The organism is Nocardioides sp. NBC_00163 (assembly GCF_045206295.1).
Classification (GTDB): domain Bacteria; phylum Actinomycetota; class Actinomycetes; order Propionibacteriales; family Nocardioidaceae; genus Nocardioides.
Window position 1 is genome coordinate 4273549 of sequence record NZ_CP108155.1, and the last position, 14827, is coordinate 4288375.

General features: G+C 69.0%; 13 protein-coding genes. 10 read left to right on the forward strand and 3 right to left on the reverse strand.

Annotation, left to right across the window (positions count from 1 at the left end; all coding sequences use genetic code 11):
• Positions 1-7: 7 nt before the first annotated feature.
• Both OG801_RS20455 and OG801_RS20460 read left to right on the forward strand, forming a co-directional pair.
• Positions 8-730, forward strand: a complete 723-nt coding sequence (locus OG801_RS20455) for a hypothetical protein (RefSeq protein ID WP_406030936.1) — start codon at positions 8-10, stop codon at positions 728-730.
• 25 nt (positions 731-755) lie between these two features.
• Complete coding sequence (locus OG801_RS20460) at positions 756-3071, forward strand: PQQ-dependent sugar dehydrogenase (RefSeq protein ID WP_406030938.1); 2316 nt, start codon at positions 756-758, stop codon at positions 3069-3071.
• Positions 3072-3095: 24 nt separating this feature from the next.
• Here OG801_RS20460 and OG801_RS20465 read toward each other — a convergent pair whose 3' ends face one another.
• The gene (locus OG801_RS20465) at positions 3096-3767 is read right to left on the reverse strand and encodes a GTP pyrophosphokinase family protein (protein ID WP_355020324.1); all 672 of its coding nucleotides are present in this window, start codon (positions 3765-3767) and stop codon (positions 3096-3098) included.
• Between the two features lie 232 nt (positions 3768-3999).
• Here OG801_RS20465 and OG801_RS20470 point away from each other — a divergent pair, with 232 nt between their 5' ends.
• From OG801_RS20470 to OG801_RS20500, 7 genes are all read left to right on the forward strand, one after another.
• Entirely contained in the window at positions 4000-5655 is a 1656-nt protein-coding gene (locus OG801_RS20470) for an enoyl-CoA hydratase-related protein (protein WP_406030940.1), read from the forward strand.
• Positions 5656-5730: 75 nt separating this feature from the next.
• On the forward strand, positions 5731-6894 hold the full coding sequence (locus OG801_RS20475; RefSeq protein ID WP_406030942.1) for a phosphotransferase family protein: 1164 nt from the start codon (positions 5731-5733) through the stop codon (positions 6892-6894).
• Positions 6891-8048, forward strand: a complete 1158-nt coding sequence (locus tag OG801_RS20480; protein ID WP_406030943.1) for a hypothetical protein — start codon at positions 6891-6893, stop codon at positions 8046-8048. The genes OG801_RS20475 and OG801_RS20480 overlap by 4 nt, the downstream gene beginning before the upstream one ends.
• Positions 8049-8230: 182 nt before the next feature.
• Complete coding sequence (locus tag OG801_RS20485) at positions 8231-9292, forward strand: ABC transporter substrate-binding protein (RefSeq protein WP_406030945.1); 1062 nt, start codon at positions 8231-8233, stop codon at positions 9290-9292.
• Positions 9292-10143, forward strand: coding sequence for an ABC transporter permease (locus OG801_RS20490; RefSeq protein ID WP_406030947.1), 852 nt, complete (start codon positions 9292-9294; stop codon positions 10141-10143). Before OG801_RS20485 ends, OG801_RS20490 begins: the two co-directional genes overlap by 1 nt.
• Positions 10116-10859: an ABC transporter ATP-binding protein gene (locus tag OG801_RS20495; protein WP_355020330.1), complete on the forward strand. Its 744-nt coding sequence runs from the start codon at positions 10116-10118 to the stop codon at positions 10857-10859. The genes OG801_RS20490 and OG801_RS20495 overlap by 28 nt, the downstream gene beginning before the upstream one ends.
• Positions 10859-12205: an LLM class flavin-dependent oxidoreductase gene (locus OG801_RS20500; protein WP_406030949.1), complete on the forward strand. Its 1347-nt coding sequence runs from the start codon at positions 10859-10861 to the stop codon at positions 12203-12205. The genes OG801_RS20495 and OG801_RS20500 overlap by 1 nt, the downstream gene beginning before the upstream one ends.
• On the opposite strand, the gene OG801_RS20505 is transcribed toward OG801_RS20500, so the two are convergent.
• Positions 12142-12555 carry a helix-turn-helix domain-containing protein gene (locus tag OG801_RS20505; RefSeq protein ID WP_406030951.1) on the reverse strand — a complete coding sequence of 138 codons (414 nt, stop codon included), beginning with the start codon at positions 12553-12555 and terminating at the stop codon, positions 12142-12144. The two genes, OG801_RS20500 and OG801_RS20505, sit on opposite strands and share 64 nt — an antisense overlap.
• 48 nt (positions 12556-12603) lie before the next feature.
• Between OG801_RS20505 and OG801_RS20510 the strand changes: the two genes are divergently transcribed.
• The gene (locus OG801_RS20510; protein ID WP_406030952.1) at positions 12604-13566 is read left to right on the forward strand and encodes an MBL fold metallo-hydrolase; all 963 of its coding nucleotides are present in this window, start codon (positions 12604-12606) and stop codon (positions 13564-13566) included.
• A 25-nt stretch (positions 13567-13591) separates the two neighbouring features.
• On the opposite strand, the gene OG801_RS20515 is transcribed toward OG801_RS20510, so the two are convergent.
• Positions 13592-14680, reverse strand: a complete 1089-nt coding sequence (locus OG801_RS20515) for an LCP family protein (protein ID WP_406030954.1) — start codon at positions 14678-14680, stop codon at positions 13592-13594.
• Between the last annotated feature and the right edge of the window lie 147 nt (positions 14681-14827).

Below are 14827 nucleotides of genomic sequence, written 5' to 3' on the forward strand. Positions count from 1 at the left end.
AAGCACCATGAGATGGAAGCTGAACCGAATGGTGGGGCGAGGCGTACGCGCCGGTGTGGTCGCCCTCGCAGTGGCTCTGGCCGCTCCGGTCGCCGGAGCCCATGCCCAGACACATACACAGCCGACCGAAGGACCCGGCCTGGCCGTGGTCAAGCCCAGGGCGAGCCTCGCCGACTGGGATCCGGTGACCGATGACAAGTGGGCCTTCGAGGGCGGCCAGGTGATCCTGACCGAGCCTGGGACGGCGCAGCCCGGCCCGCGACGCCCCTTCGAGTACGCCGTGGTGACCAAGGGGCCCCAGCTCGGCTCGCTGACCTATCGCGCCGAGGTCCGCATCGACGAGGCCGTCGAGGTCACCAACCGCGACGTGATCCTGGTCTGGAACTACCAGTCCCCGACGCGCTTCTACTACGCCCACCTCTCGACCGACAACACCATCTACCCCCACAACGGCATCTTCGTGGTCAACGACGCCGACCGGCTGCGCATCGACCACCAGTGGAACGGCACCGTCGGCGCCGCGCCGTCGATCACCGACGCCGAGTGGCACGACGTACGTCTCGACTACAACGCCCGCACGGGCGCGATCGCGGTCTACCTCGACGGTGCCGACGAGCCCCGGATGACCGCCACCGACACCACCTTCACCGGAGGCCGGTTCGGCTTCGGTTCCTTCGACAACTTCGGTCGCATCCGTGACGTCACCGTCGCGGGCCTCCGTCATCACTGAACCTCGGTAAGGAGAGAACACACCCATGGGAACCTCACGTCTATGGGGCGGTCTCGCGGTGGGCGCCATGCTCGCCGCGCTACTCACCCCCACACTCTCTGCCAACGCCGCCATCCCCGGCAGCGAGCCCGTCCCCGACCCCATCCCCGAACAGCCTCTACGCAGCAGTCTCGGCCTCGTCCTCCAGGAGGTCGCACAGCTGCCGAAGACCGAGCCTTATCCCGCCCCCACCGACCAGCGCCTGGTCCGTCAGAACCGCATCAACTTCATCGGCGAGGTCCCCGACGGCTCGGGCCGGATGTACGTCCCCGACCTCAACGGGCCGATGTATCTGCTCGAGGGCGGACAGCAGCACGAGTACCTCAATCTCCGTGACCACTTCGTCGACTTCTGGTCCGGTGCCGGGCTGGGCAGCGGCGCCGGGTTCATCACGTTCCACCCCGAGTTCGAGACGAACGGGCTCTTCTACACCACCCACACCGAGCGCTTCGGCGGCTTCGCCAAGACGCCCACCTTCCCGTCGCAGACCAACCCCGGCTCCGGACGCACGGTCAGCGTGGTCACCGAGTGGGATGCCACCGATCCTGCGGCCGACACCTTCGAGGGCACCAGCCGTGAGGTGATGCGGATCGACTTCGCCGGCCAGATCCACGCCATCCAGCAGATCGACTTCAACCCGACCGCCAGGCCCGGCGACGAGGACTACGGGCTGCTCTACGTCGCCTCGGGCGACGGCGGCAACGGCGTCCGCAGCGACGACCCGCAGAACCTCGGGAACCCGTTCGGCAAGATCCTGCGGATCGACCCGCTCGCCCGCGACGGGCGCAACGGGGCGTACGGGGTCCCGGACAGCAACCCGTTCGTCGACCGCGAGGGTGCGATCGGCGAGATCTGGGCGTACGGCATGCGCGACCCGCACCGGTTCTCCTGGGACGTCGAGAAGGGCACCTTCCTGCTCGGCCACATCGGCCAGCACGCGATCGAGGCCGTCTACGACGTACGGGCCGGGGACAACCTCGGCTGGAGCGAGATCGAGGGCCGGCTGCTCTACGACAACACCGACGAGTGTGCCCTCTACACCGTCCCCGACGACTACGACATGTCCGGCTTCACCCTTCCGGTGGCCTCCTTCGACCACGACCCGCCGGCCAACTACTCCTGCACCTCCGACAGCGGCCACGCGGTCAGCGGCGGTGTCGTCTACCGTGGCCGGTTCAACGACCTGAAGGGCAAGTACGTCTTCGGGGACCTGGTCAACGGCGAGGTCTACTGGACCGATGCCAAGCAGATGCGCCGGGGGAGCAGCCGGGAGGCGACCCTGCACCAGATGCAGCTCTTCGACACCTCGGGCAAGCGGCTCTCGATGCAGGACTTCGTCGACGACCCGCGCGTCGACCTGCGTTTCGGCACCGACTCCCGCCGCAACCTCTACCTGCTGGCCAAGGCCAACGGGAAGATCTGGAAGGTCGTGAACACGGTGCACCGGCCCTGGCCGAGCGAGGTCGTGCCGTCGCTGCGCGAGGACCTGGTCAGCTACTACGACTTCGAGCACCCCTTCGCCCCGGGGTCGCGCGAGGAGGACCAGGGCTTCTCGCGGACGCTGCTGAACCAGGTCAACGGCGGCAACGCCATGCAGGTGCGCGACTCGGCCTACCGGACCAGCAACAACGCGCTGCAGACCCAGCAGCTGAACCCGGAGGTCAACGGCAACGACGACTGGAAGGCAGGGTCGTGGAACCAGAACGGAGTCGCGTCGCTGGCGCCGTTCGCGGGAGCCGAGCAGATCACCGTGGCCGGCTGGTTCAAGGTCGACATGGACGGGCCGGCACTCAACTCGGTGACCGCTGATCCGACGGACCGGTTCAACGCGATCGGACTGGCCGGGGTGCTCTCGGGCAACTCCGACGGCCATGGCGTACGCGCCCTGCTCGAGCTCATCAACGTCGACGGCACCCTGCGCCTGGTCGCGCTGGGACGCCGGCTCGACGAGGGGGCCTCGCAGACCTTCGCCGCCTCAGCGGACTGGCAGACCCTGCTGCCACGAGGTCAGTGGGTGCACCTGACGGCGACGTTCGACTACACCACGGGCAAGATGGCGCTCTACCGCAACGGCAAGGCCGTCGAGGGGTTCTACACCACTCCCGGTGACCCGTGGCAGGTTGACGGCACCGGCACCTCCGACACGTTGCCGCGCGGCTACAAGGTCGGCGGATCGTTCCCGCAGGACACCGTCGAGCGGAACCCGTGCAACTGCCGGATGGACTCGCTGATGTTCCTCGACCGGGCGATCACGCCGGACGAGGCGCGAGCCCAGTATCAGCGGTTCGTCAACGGCCGCTGAGCCTGTGAGCGTCCGCGGCCCGGTTCAGCGAACCGGGCCGTGGACCTCGCTGCGTAGCCGCGCCATGGTGGCGTCGAGGTCGGCCGCGGTGCGGGCCGCGGCGCCGAGCTCGTCGCGCAGGGTCGTGGGGACGGTGCCGTCGTACTTGTAGTAGATCGAGTGCTCGACGCTGGCCCAGAAGTCCATCGCGATCGTGCGGATCTGCAGCTCGACCGGCACGTCCACCGCCCGGTCGGAGAGGTAGACCGGGACCTTGATGATCAGGTGGAGGCTGCGGTAGCCGTTGGCCTTCGGGTCGGCGATGTAGTCCTCGACCTCGACCACGTCGACATCGGACTGGCTGCCCAGCATCTCCATGATCCAGTAGACGTCGGAGACGAACGGGCACACGACCCTGATCCCGGCGATGTCGCGGATCTGCTGCTCGAGCGCCTCGAGGGTGAGCGGGCAGCCGATCTTGCGGGCCTTGGCGAGGAGGCTGTCGGGCGTCTTGAGCCGGGTGCGTACGTGCTCGATCGGGCTGTGGTCGTGAGCGTGCTCGAACTCCTCGCGCAGGATCGCGATCTTGGTCGAGACCTCGTCGATCGCGAACTTGTAGCGCATCCGGAACTTGGCCAGCTCGCGCGCCATCTCGTCGCTACTCGTCCCGACGAGATCGATCAACCCGTTGATCGGGTTGTCGTCGACTGTTGTCATTGTCCCCTCCTGACAGAGCCATCTTTACAGGCGTCGACAAGACGGCAGCGCGGTGCCCAGCATGAGACCGGGGCGAGCGGCCCGGGCCTCACCAGGTCTTCCGTCCCTCGTCTGGACACCAACGTGCGCTCGGCCGGACGTGCCCGATACAGTGACACCCCTCGGGGGATAAATACCCCTCGGGGGATACGAGGTCTGTTCGGGCTACTGACAAGAAGGACACTTCCCCCACATGCGCATTCTTCTGCTCGTCTCCGCGTTCAACGGTCTTACCCAACGCGTCTGGTGCGATCTCAAAGAGGGCGGCCATGACGTCGGTGTCCTCCTGGCGCCGGTCCACGACGACTCGTCCCTGGTGGCGGCCGTCGAAGCGATCGAGCCTGACCTGATCCTGTGCCCGTTCCTCAAGCACCGGGTGCCGGAGGCGGTCTGGGGTCGTTATCGAACGGTGGTGATCCACCCGGGCCCGGTCGGAGACCGGGGCCCGTCCTCGCTCGACCACGCCACCCTCGACGGACGGGACCGCTGGGGCGTGACCGCGCTGTCGGCCGTCGAGGAGATGGACGCCGGCCCGGTCTGGGCGACCGAGACCTTCGCGATGCCCGAGATCCCGATCGCGAAGAGCGCGCTCTACAACGGCCCGGTCGCCGATGCCGCGATGGACTGCGTCGCGGAGGTCCTCCGGATGGTCGCGGCGGAGGAGGCGCCGAAGCCTGCCGAGGAGTGGGCCGCCGGGGTCGAGGGCGCCGGCGAGCTGCCGCTGCTGCGCCGCAAGGCCTTCGAGATCGACTGGTCCGCGCCAGCCACCGAGATCGCCCGGCGGATCGCGGCGGCCGACGGTGCCCCGGGTGCGCCGGCGATCGTCGACGGGAAGACGTACTGCCTCTTCGACGCCGCCACGACGCCTGAGGACCATGGCGACGTGGAACCGGGCACCATCGTCGGTGTCGACACTGACGCGGTCGCGATCGCCACCGGCGAGGGGACTCTGTGGGTCGGCTACGCGGCCACGCTCGAGAAGAAGCGCGGTCCCAAGCTTCCGGCGGCCTGGGTGCTCGACCCCGGGCACGCGCCCTACCGGCGGATGCCGGATGCGCTGGCCGAGACGACCTACGAGCGCGACGGCGACGTCGGCTACCTCACCCTCCGCTCCTACAGCGGAGCGATGCACACCCAGCAGTGCCGGCGGATGACCGATGCCGTCCGCAAGGCGCTCATCGAGGACACCAGGGTCCTGGTCGTACGCGGCACCGAGCACGCCTTCTCCAACGGCATCCACCTCGGCGTGATCGAGGCGGCGCAGGACCCGGCGGCCGAGGCCTGGGACAACATCCGCGCCATCGACGAGCTCTGCCTGGCGATCGCCGAGGCCGAGCAGCTGACCATCGCCGCGTTCACCGCCAATGCCGGAGCCGGCGGGGTGATGGCCGGCCTCTGTGCCGACATCACGGTCTCGCGCGCCGGTGTCGTGCTGAACCCCTACTACGACATGGGCATCTTCGGCTCCGAGCTGCACACCTGGGGCCTGCCGAGCCGGGTCGGCGCCGAGAAGGCCGATGAGCTGCTCGGCGCGAAGCTGCCGATCTCGGCGGCTGAGGCGGCGCGGATCGGCATGGTCAGCGATCTCGGTCCGCGCGACGCGGCGGAGTTCGAGGGCTGGCTGCGCCACCTGGCGCAGAGCGTTGCGGAGCCCGAGGCGTACGTCCCGGCCCTGGCGGCGCGCGAGGCACGCCGTGCCTGTGCGATGCCGATGTCCTACTACCAGAGCATCGAGCTGGCCGAGATGGCCCGCGACTTCTTCGACGACCGCTTCGGGTTCGCCGCGAAGCGGAAGGCGTTCGTCACCAAGGCCGCGCCGACCGAGACACCGGCGAAGATCCAGTTCTGATCGGTTGACAAACTAGAACGTGTTCCACCAACCTGGTGGTGTGTGACCTGACTCACACGCCACCAGGAGGAGCACGTGACCCAGGCGCCCCCACCGCCCGAGATGACCTTCCAGCGATCGGGCCGCGACCCTGCGGCGATCGGCGCGAGGCTGAAGCAGTGGCTGGCTACGGCGCTACCGCCCGGTGCCGACCCCGACGTAGCCCTCATCGGAGGCATCGACGCCAACGGGCTCTCCAGCGAGACCGTCCTGCTCGATGTCACCTCGACCGTCGCCGGAGAGAGGCAGACGAAGGCGTACGTCCTCCGGGTGGCGCCCCGCCCCGAGGACATTCCCGTCTTCGCGACCTATGACCTGCAGGCGCAGTACGACGCGATGCGCCTGGCCGGCTCGCTGTCTCCCGTGCCGGTGCCGGAGGTCGGCCTCGCCGAGATGAGCGGCTCGGTCCTGGGCACGCCGTTCTTCCTGATGGAGCGGGTCGAGGGAGTCGTCCCGCCCGACGTGATGCCCTACAACTTCGGCGACAGCTGGCTCTTCGACGCCTCGCCCTCGGACCGGGCGGCGCTTCAGCGGCGTTCGGTCGAGGTGCTCGCCGGGCTCCATTCGATCCCCGACGCCGCCTCGCGGTTCGGCTTCCTCGATCCAGCCGCGGCCGGTCACTCCGGCGAGACGCTGGTCGCCCGCAACCTGGCCAAGACCCGGGCCTGGTACGCCTTCGCCTCCACTGCCGAGGAATGGGGCGGCCGCTCGCCGCTGGTCGAGCGAGGCCTGGCCTGGCTCGAGGCACACCTTCCCGAGACTGGCCTCTCCGAAGACGGCGGCGAGCCCGTCCTGTGCTGGGGTGACGCGCGGATCGGCAACATCATCTACCGCGACTTCGCGCCGGTGGCGGTCCTCGACTGGGAGATGGTCAGTCTCGGGCCCCGCGAGATGGACGTGACCTGGATGATCTTCGCCCACCGCATCTTCGAGGACCTGGCCGCGATGCTGGAGCTGCCCGGGATGCCGGGTTTCCTCACCGCCGACGAGGTCCGGAAGACCTATGCCGCGGCGAGCGGCGTCGAGCTGGGCGACCTGACCTGGCACGAGGTCCACGCGGCCGTCATGTGGGGGATCATCTACCTGCGGATCGCGGCGCGGCAGATCCACTTCGGTGAGATCGAGGCGCCCGAGGACCCGGAGTCGGTGCTCTATCACCGGGCGATGTTCGAGGCGATGCTGGACGAGGTCGGCGCGTGAGCGGGGCGCACGGAGAGTACGTCGGTGTCGGGCCGCTCGACGAGTACCCGATCCACCAGCTCCCGCGACCGGTGGCCTGGGCTGGGAGCAGCGACCGCAACTTCTACGACCGCTGCTACCTCAACGCCCACGACCGCACGGGCGACATCTTTCTCATCTCCGGGATGGGGTTCTATCCCAACCTCGGCACCAAGGACGCGTACGTCCTGCTCCGCCGTGGCGACGAGCAGACCGCGGTGCACCTGGGTGACGGTGCCGATCCGCGGGGCGGTGACCGGCTGGAGCAGCAGGTCGGGGCGTACCGGATCGAGGTCTCGGAGCCGCTGCGGAAGCTTCGGCTGGTGATGGAGGAGACCCACGGGATCGCCCTGGATCTGCGATGGGAGGGCTCGTTCGAGGTGGTCCAGGAGCAGCCGCACGTGATGCGTCAGGGTGCGGCGACAGTGCTCGATGCGCAGAGGTTTGCGCAGGTCGGGACCTGGGAGGGGGTGATCGAGGTCGACGGCGAGACGATCGTCGTCGACCCCGACCGCTGGGTCGGCACCCGGGATCGGTCCTGGGGCATCCGCCCCTCCGGCGAGGGGCTGCCGCCGGGCAAGCCGGCCGACCCCGGGTTCGACGGGATGTGGTGGCTCTATGTGCCGCTGCGGTTCGAGGAGTTCGCCGTCGTCCTGATCATCCAGGAGACCCCGGACGGTCACCGCACCCTCAACGACTGCACCCGTACCTTCGCCGACGGCCGGGTCGAGCAGCTCGGCTGGCCGCACGTCCGGATCCGCTACCAGGACGGGACGAGGCTCCCGGAGGGTGCGACGATCACGTGCTCGACACCGGCGGGGGAGCCGCTGGTGCTCGAGGTCTCCTCGCTGCTGGGGGTGCCGATCCATGTCGGTGGTGGCTACGGCGGCGACTCCGACTGGTCCCACGGGATCTGGAAGGGCGCCGGGTTCACCGAGCGGCTGACCTATGACATGAAGGCGCCCGACGTCGTCGGCCGGGTGCCGTTCGGGGTGATCGATCACGTCGGGCACGCGGTCGCGCGCGGTCCGGGGGTCGCGGATGCCGCTGGCGCTGTCGGTTGGGGGCTCTTCGAGCACGGGATCCTCGGTCGCCACGACCCTTCCGGGTTCACCGACTGGTTCGACCGCGTCTGACCCCATCCCGCCGAGACGTCGCTCCCGTCGGCTGAGATGGCAATCGAATGCCAACTCGGCCGACGCAAGTGACGTCTCGGCCTGCGTACCTGACTTCTCGGCGGTCTCAGGATCCGAACGGGCATTTATGGCTAAACTCTAGTGACTTACTCTGGTTTGGACGGACCAACCAGAGGAGAGCCATGATCCGCCCCACCCCACCGCGCCTGACCGCCATCGCCGCCGTTCTCTCGACCCTGCTCCTGGGGCTGACGGCGTGCGGCGGCGCCGATGCGTCCAGTGCCTCCAAGCTCGCCGCCGACGCGGCGCTCCCCGACCAGGTCCCGGAGGGGACCGTCCTGCGCCTCGGGCTGCCGCCGATCGAGGTGGCGCTGAAGGCGTCCGGCCTGATCGACGAGGTCGAGGGCTACGAGATCGAGTGGGCCAACATCTCCGGTGGTCCGAAGAGCATCGAGGCGTTCCGCGCAGACGCGCTGGACGCGAGCTACGTCGCCGACATCCCGCCGCTGTTCGCGACCTGGACCGACACCCCGGTCAAGATCGTCGCGGTCACCGAGAACCCGGACCCGCTCGACAACCCGATCTACGAGCTCGGCATCGCCCCGAAGTCGAAGGTCAAGACGCTCGAGGATCTCGAGGGCAAGAAGATCGCCTACTCGCCCGGCCAGGCTCAGGGTGCGCTGGTCCTCAAGACGCTCGAGGCTGCCGGGCTCAGCCAGGAGGACGTCGAGCTGGTGGAGATCCAGAGCGTCGACGACACCTTCGCCAACGCGCTGGCCTCGAACCAGGTCGACGTCGCCCCGCTGGGTGGGCCGCAGCTGACCTCCTACCTGGCCAAGTACGGCCGCGACGGTGCCACCTCGATCCGGACCGGCATCCGTGACGACGCGACGCTCATCTACGGGCCGGAGGAGACCTTCGAGGACGCCGCCAAGGCGGCCGCGTTCAAGGACTTCCTCGCGCTGTGGGTCAGGTCGGAGAAGTGGGTCGACGAGCATCCGGACGAGTGGATCCAGGCCTACTACGTCGACCACGAGGGTCTGACCTTCGAGGACGGCAAGAAGGTGTTCGAGTCGTCAGGGCAGACGGTCATCCCGGAGAACTGGGACGAGTTCATCAAGCGTCACCAGGAGACCGCGGACATCCTCTCCAGGGAGCAGGACCATCCGGAGCTGGACGTCACCGAGCTCTACGACCGCCGCTACGAGAAGGTCATCGCCGAGGCCGTGAAGGGCGGTCAGTGATGGCCACCACGGCCGTCGAGGCGCCGATCGTCGGCGTCGTCTCCGAGAAGGCCGGCGACAAGCGGGTCGTACGCCGCCGCCTCGGCCCAGGGCCGCGGGTTCCCGGCACGCTGTGGATCGGACCGATCCTGCTCCTGGGTCTGTGGTGCCTCGCCTCGGCGACGGGTGTGCTCGATCCGCGTACGTTGTCCGAGCCGTGGGTCGTGGTCGAGACTGCTCAGCGGCTGATCGCCGACGGACGGCTTCCCGAGGCGCTCGCGACCTCGGCCTACCGGGCCGCGCTCGGGCTGGTGATCGGGGTCGGCGTCGGGCTGGCGCTCGCGCTCGTCTCCGGGCTCAGCCGGGTCGGTGAGGCGCTGATCGACGGTCCGGTGCAGGTCAAGCGGGCGATCCCGAGCCTGGCGCTGATGCCGCTGCTGATCCTGTGGCTGGGGATCGGGGAGCCGATGAAGGTGATCACGATCGCCCTCGGCGTACTCATCCCGATCTACATCCACACCCACAACGGGCTGCGTGGCATCGACAGCCGCTACGCGGAGCTCGCCGAGACCGTCAGCCTGCGCCGTGGAGCGTTCGTCCGGCATGTCGTGCTGCCGGGTGCGACCCCGGGCTTCCTGCTCGGGCTGCGGTTCGCGGTGCTCAACGCGCTGCTGTCGCTCGTGGTCGTCGAGCAGGTCAACGCGACCAGCGGCATCGGCCACATGATCACCCTCGCGTCCAGCTACGGCCAGACCGAGATCATCGTCGTCGGCCTGGTCGTCTACGCCCTGCTGGGCCTGGTCGCCGACGGCATCGTCCGCTTCACCGAGAGGAAGGCACTGGCATGGCGACGCACGCTGGAGAGTCACTGAGGGAACCCGCCGTACGCGTCGAGGGGCTGCGCCGCAGCTTCTCCGAGGCCGGCGGGGTGCTCAACGGGCTCGATCTCACCATCGCTCGCGGCGAGTTCGTGGCGCTGATCGGGCGCTCGGGCTCCGGGAAGTCCACGCTGCTGCGGGCGCTGGCCGGTCTCGACCGCGCCGTCTCGGGCTCGGGTGTCGCGGAGGTGCCCGAGCGGGTCTCGGTCGTCTTCCAGGACTCCCGGCTGCTGCCGTGGCGGCGGGTGCTGGACAACGTGACCCTGGGGTTGAGGGGGTCGGATTCGCGTGAGCGTGGTCTCGAGGCGCTCTCCGAGGTCGGGCTCGAGGGCCGCGACAAGGCCTGGCCGCACGAGCTCTCCGGTGGCGAGCAGCAGCGCGCGGCGCTGGCGCGGTCGTTGGTGCGCGACCCTCAGCTGCTGCTCGCCGACGAGCCGTTCGGCGCCCTGGACGCGCTGACTCGGATCAAGATGCACAAGCTTCTCAAGAAGCTGTACGCCGCCCACAACCCCGCCATCCTGCTGGTCACCCACGACGTCGACGAGGCGATCGCGCTCGCCGACCGGGTGATCGTGCTGGTCGACGGAGTCGTCGGCTCCGACCTCCGGATCGACCTGGGCGCGAAGCGGAGCCCGGGCGACCCGCGGTTCGCGGCGCTGCGGGCCCAGCTGCTGGCCGAGCTCGGCGTGGTCGAGGAGGAGGTGGCCTGATGGGCGCCCGACAGCTCCACTTCAACCTGTTCCTGCTCGACACCGGTCACCACGAGGCGTCGTGGCGGCTGCCGGCCTCGGACCCGCACGCCAACCTGTCGCTCGCGGCGCATCAGCATCTGGCGCGGGTGGCGGAGGAGGCCAAGTTCGACTCGCTGTTCCTGGCCGACTCCCCGGCTCTGTTCGGCGAGCCGGGCCGTCGGCCGTCGGGGCGGATCGAGCCGACGGTGCTGCTGTCCGCGCTGGCGGTCTCCACGCAGCACATCGGCCTGATCGCCACCGCTTCGACGTCGTACAACGAGCCGTTCAACCTCGCCCGGCGGCTCGCCTCGGTGGACCACATCTCCGGTGGGCGGGCCGGGTGGAACATCGTCACGACGGCCGGGGACGCCGCGGCGCGCAACTTCGGTCTGGAGGGGCAGCCGCTGCACAAGACCCGCTACGAGCGGGCCTCGGAGTTCCTGGAGGTGGCGACCAAGCTCTGGGACAGCTGGGCCGACGACGCGATCGTGGCGGACAAGGACGCTGGGGTGCATGCGCTCGGTGACCGGATTCGGCCGATCTCTCACGTCGGGCCTCACTTCTCGGTCGAGGGCCCGCTCAACCTGGCGCGGTCGCCGCAGGGTCACCCGCTGCTCGTCCAGGCCGGCTCCTCCGACGACGGCAAGGAGTTCGCGGCCCGCTGGGCCGAGGCGATCTTCACCGCCCAGCCGACGCTGGCCGAGAGCCAGGCGTTCTACGCCGACATCAAGCGGCGCGTCGTCGGTGCCGGCCGCAATCCTGACCACGTGCTTGTCCTGCCCGGGATCGTCCCGGTCCTCGGCGAGACCGAAGCCGAGGCACGTGAACTGGAGGCCGAGCTCGACCGGCTGATCGCTCCGGAGTACGCCGTCGCCCAGCTCGCTCAGCTGCTCCGCGTCGATCCTTCGCGGCTGGACCTGGATTCGGAGCTACCCGCCGATCTGCCTTCGGAGGACTCCATCGAGGGTGCCAAGAGCCGCTACACGCTCGTCGTCGACTGGGCTCGTCGTGATCGGCTGACTGTCCGTGAGCTGATCGGGAAACTGGGTGGTGGGCGTGGTCATCGCACCTTCACCGGGACCCCTGTCCAGGTTGCCGACACCATCCAGCACTACTTCGAGAACGGTGCTGCTGACGGGTTCAACATCATGCCCGCTGTGCTTCCGTCGGGGATCGAGGCGTTTGCTTCCTCTGTCGTGCCGATCTTGCAGGAGCGGGGGCTTTTCCGGACTGAGTACACCGGGGTCACTCTCCGGGATCACTACGGGTTGCCGCGTCCGGAGCGGGTCGATCTCGGGGAGGTTGCCTCCTCGGCGATCGCGTAGTCGCGGCATTGCCGGCACTCGTCGACGACCGGATGCTCACACTCCGCGGTGTGGCGCAGGAAGGTGGCTGCCGCAGCGAGTCGGTTCGCCTCCGCGGCCATCCGGTCGGCTGAGGCTGTCAGCCGAGCCGAGCGGTGGCCGGCAGGGGCGGATCGGAGCTCTCTGATCTCCGCGAGGCCGATGCCGGCTTGGCGAAGGCGATGGATGATCCGCGCCTCGTTCACGTGCTGATCGGTGAAGTCCCGCTGATTTCCGTTCTGCCGGCTCGGCGCGAGCACCCCTTCGTCTTCCCAGTGCCGCAGGACGTGGGCAGGTACGCCGACGAGGTCGGCGGCCAATGAGATCCGCATGAAAGGCATCTTGCCTTCAGGTCGACCTGAAGTTCTAGCGTTCGGGACATGGAACTACGCAACCGACCCAACCCGTTCGCAGGACTCGATCCGCTGCCCGCCGCCTACACCTCCCGGCAGCTGGTGAAGACGGCTGTGGCGGGGGCTCGCTCGTTCGTGGCGCCGAGACGAGCCGACCGGCGCCTGCTGGACTCGTTGTCGGAGCGCGCGCAGGGTCCGTTGCCACCGGCGACGAGAACCGTCCGGCTGCAGACGCTGCGGCAACGACCGCGGCCGGTTCCGAGCCGGCTGTTGTACGAGGGGATGCCGGGCGCGGATCAGCTGAGTCTCCAGTCCTTCGTGGTCCATCATCCCGAGGCGACGATCCTCATCGACCCGGCGGTGCCGCGAGACGCTGACGCCCAGGCGGTGTCCGAGCTCCAGCCGCTGTTGCGGCGGACCGTGCGACCGCCGGCGACGACGATCCCGACGATCGAGGCCCTCGCGACGGCAGGAGTCAGACCCGACCTCGCCCTGAGCACTCATGCCCACTGGGACCACGTCTCGGGGCTGCTCGACCTCCCGGATCTGCCAGCGATCCTCCATGACGAGGAGCTGACCTGGGCCGCTGCCGGGGACCAGGCGCCGGTGGGCGGCGTACGCCGGGGGCTCGCGGATCGGGACCTTCTGGAGTTCTCCCTCGACGGGCCGCCGGTCCTCACCTTCGAGCGGAGCCACGATCTCTTCGGCGACGGCAGCGTCGTGCTGGTGGACCTGGCCGGGCACACGCCCGGGAGCGTCGGCGTCATGCTCGCCACCGCGGGCGGGCCTGTCCTGCTCGTCGGAGACGCCGCGTGGCACGGGCTGCAGATCGAGCACCTGCGCCAGCGTTCCGGCTTCCCCGGCTGTCTGGTGGACGTGGATCGTGAGCAGACCTGGCGCACGCTGCACCGTCTCCATGCCCTGCCAGCCTCAGTGAAGGTGGTCCCTGCCCACGACCACGAGCGGGCGTCCGACTGGGCCACCCCGTGACCAACCGGTGATCGACGTTCTCCGGTCAGCGGACGACGTCAGGCGTCAGCAGATCCTGGTTGTCGTCGGCCCACTCGCCCATCCGATCCTCACGGACGGCGCGCCACAGGTCGCGGTCGCGGGAGGGGTCCAGGCGTACGACCGACTGGTCGCCGACCATGCCGGTGCCGTCGGTGGGGACGGTGAGGTAGCTGATGTCGTCAGTGCGCAGGTTGCGCAGGGAGGCGGCGAGCTTGGCCATCTGGGTGGTGGACCAGTCGTCGTCGACGGAGGCGTGCTTCGAGAAGAGGGAGAGCAGGTCGAGGACCTGGTCGGGGTTCTTGCGCAGCTCCTGCTCGAGGGTCTGCTTGAGCAGCGTGCGCAGGAAGGCCTGCTGGCGCGCTACGCGGTCGAGGTCGCCGTCCTGGAGGCCGTAGCGCTGGCGTACGTAGAGAAGAGCCTCCTCGCCGTTCAGGTGGTGGCGGCCGGCTTCCCAGCGGACGTCACGGGCGGAGTCGTAGACGGTCTTCGGGATGTCGATGTCGACGCCGCCGATCGCATCGGTGAGGGCCTTGAAGCCGTCCCAGTCGATGACGGTGAGGTGGTCGATGCGTACGTCGGTCATCTTCTCGACGGTCTCGACCGTGAGGTTGGGGCCACCGAAGGAGTAGGCCCAGTTGACCTTGCCCTTGCCGTGGCCGGGGATGTCGACCCAGGAGTCGCGCGGGATCGAGATCACCGAGGCGGAGTCGCGGTCGCCGTCGATGTGGACGAGCAGCATCGTGTCGGAGCGTGCCTGGCCCGGCTCCCAGCCGGGCGCCTCGGCTCCGGTGGTGGGCATGTCTGAGCGGGTGTCGGTGCCGAGGACCAGGATGTTCGTCGCGTCGGCGGCCGACCCGGCGGTGGGCTTGGCTGGCCGGTCGGTGAGGCCGGCGAACGTGTCGGGCAGTCGCTGGATGTTTCCCTCGACCTTCGCCTGAAGCCACAGGACCCCGGTCAGGGCCGCGGCGCAGAGCAGGAGGAGGCACACCAGCAGCCCGATCAGTGGCTTGCGGGCCCGACGCCATCCGCGCGCGGGGGGTTCGTCCGCAGGCTCCGGCTGCGGCGGCACGGGCGGATGATCGAGGATGGCCACCCGAGTATGGGACCCGGGACTCCCTCCATATGGGGTCCAGATGCTCGCCATTCCTCAATTTCAGGCACCAGTCGGTAACGGCCGGTAACCAAAAATAGGTAGGCGATACGTCCCCCGGATCGAGTGAGTACAGTCCCTTTGCCGTAG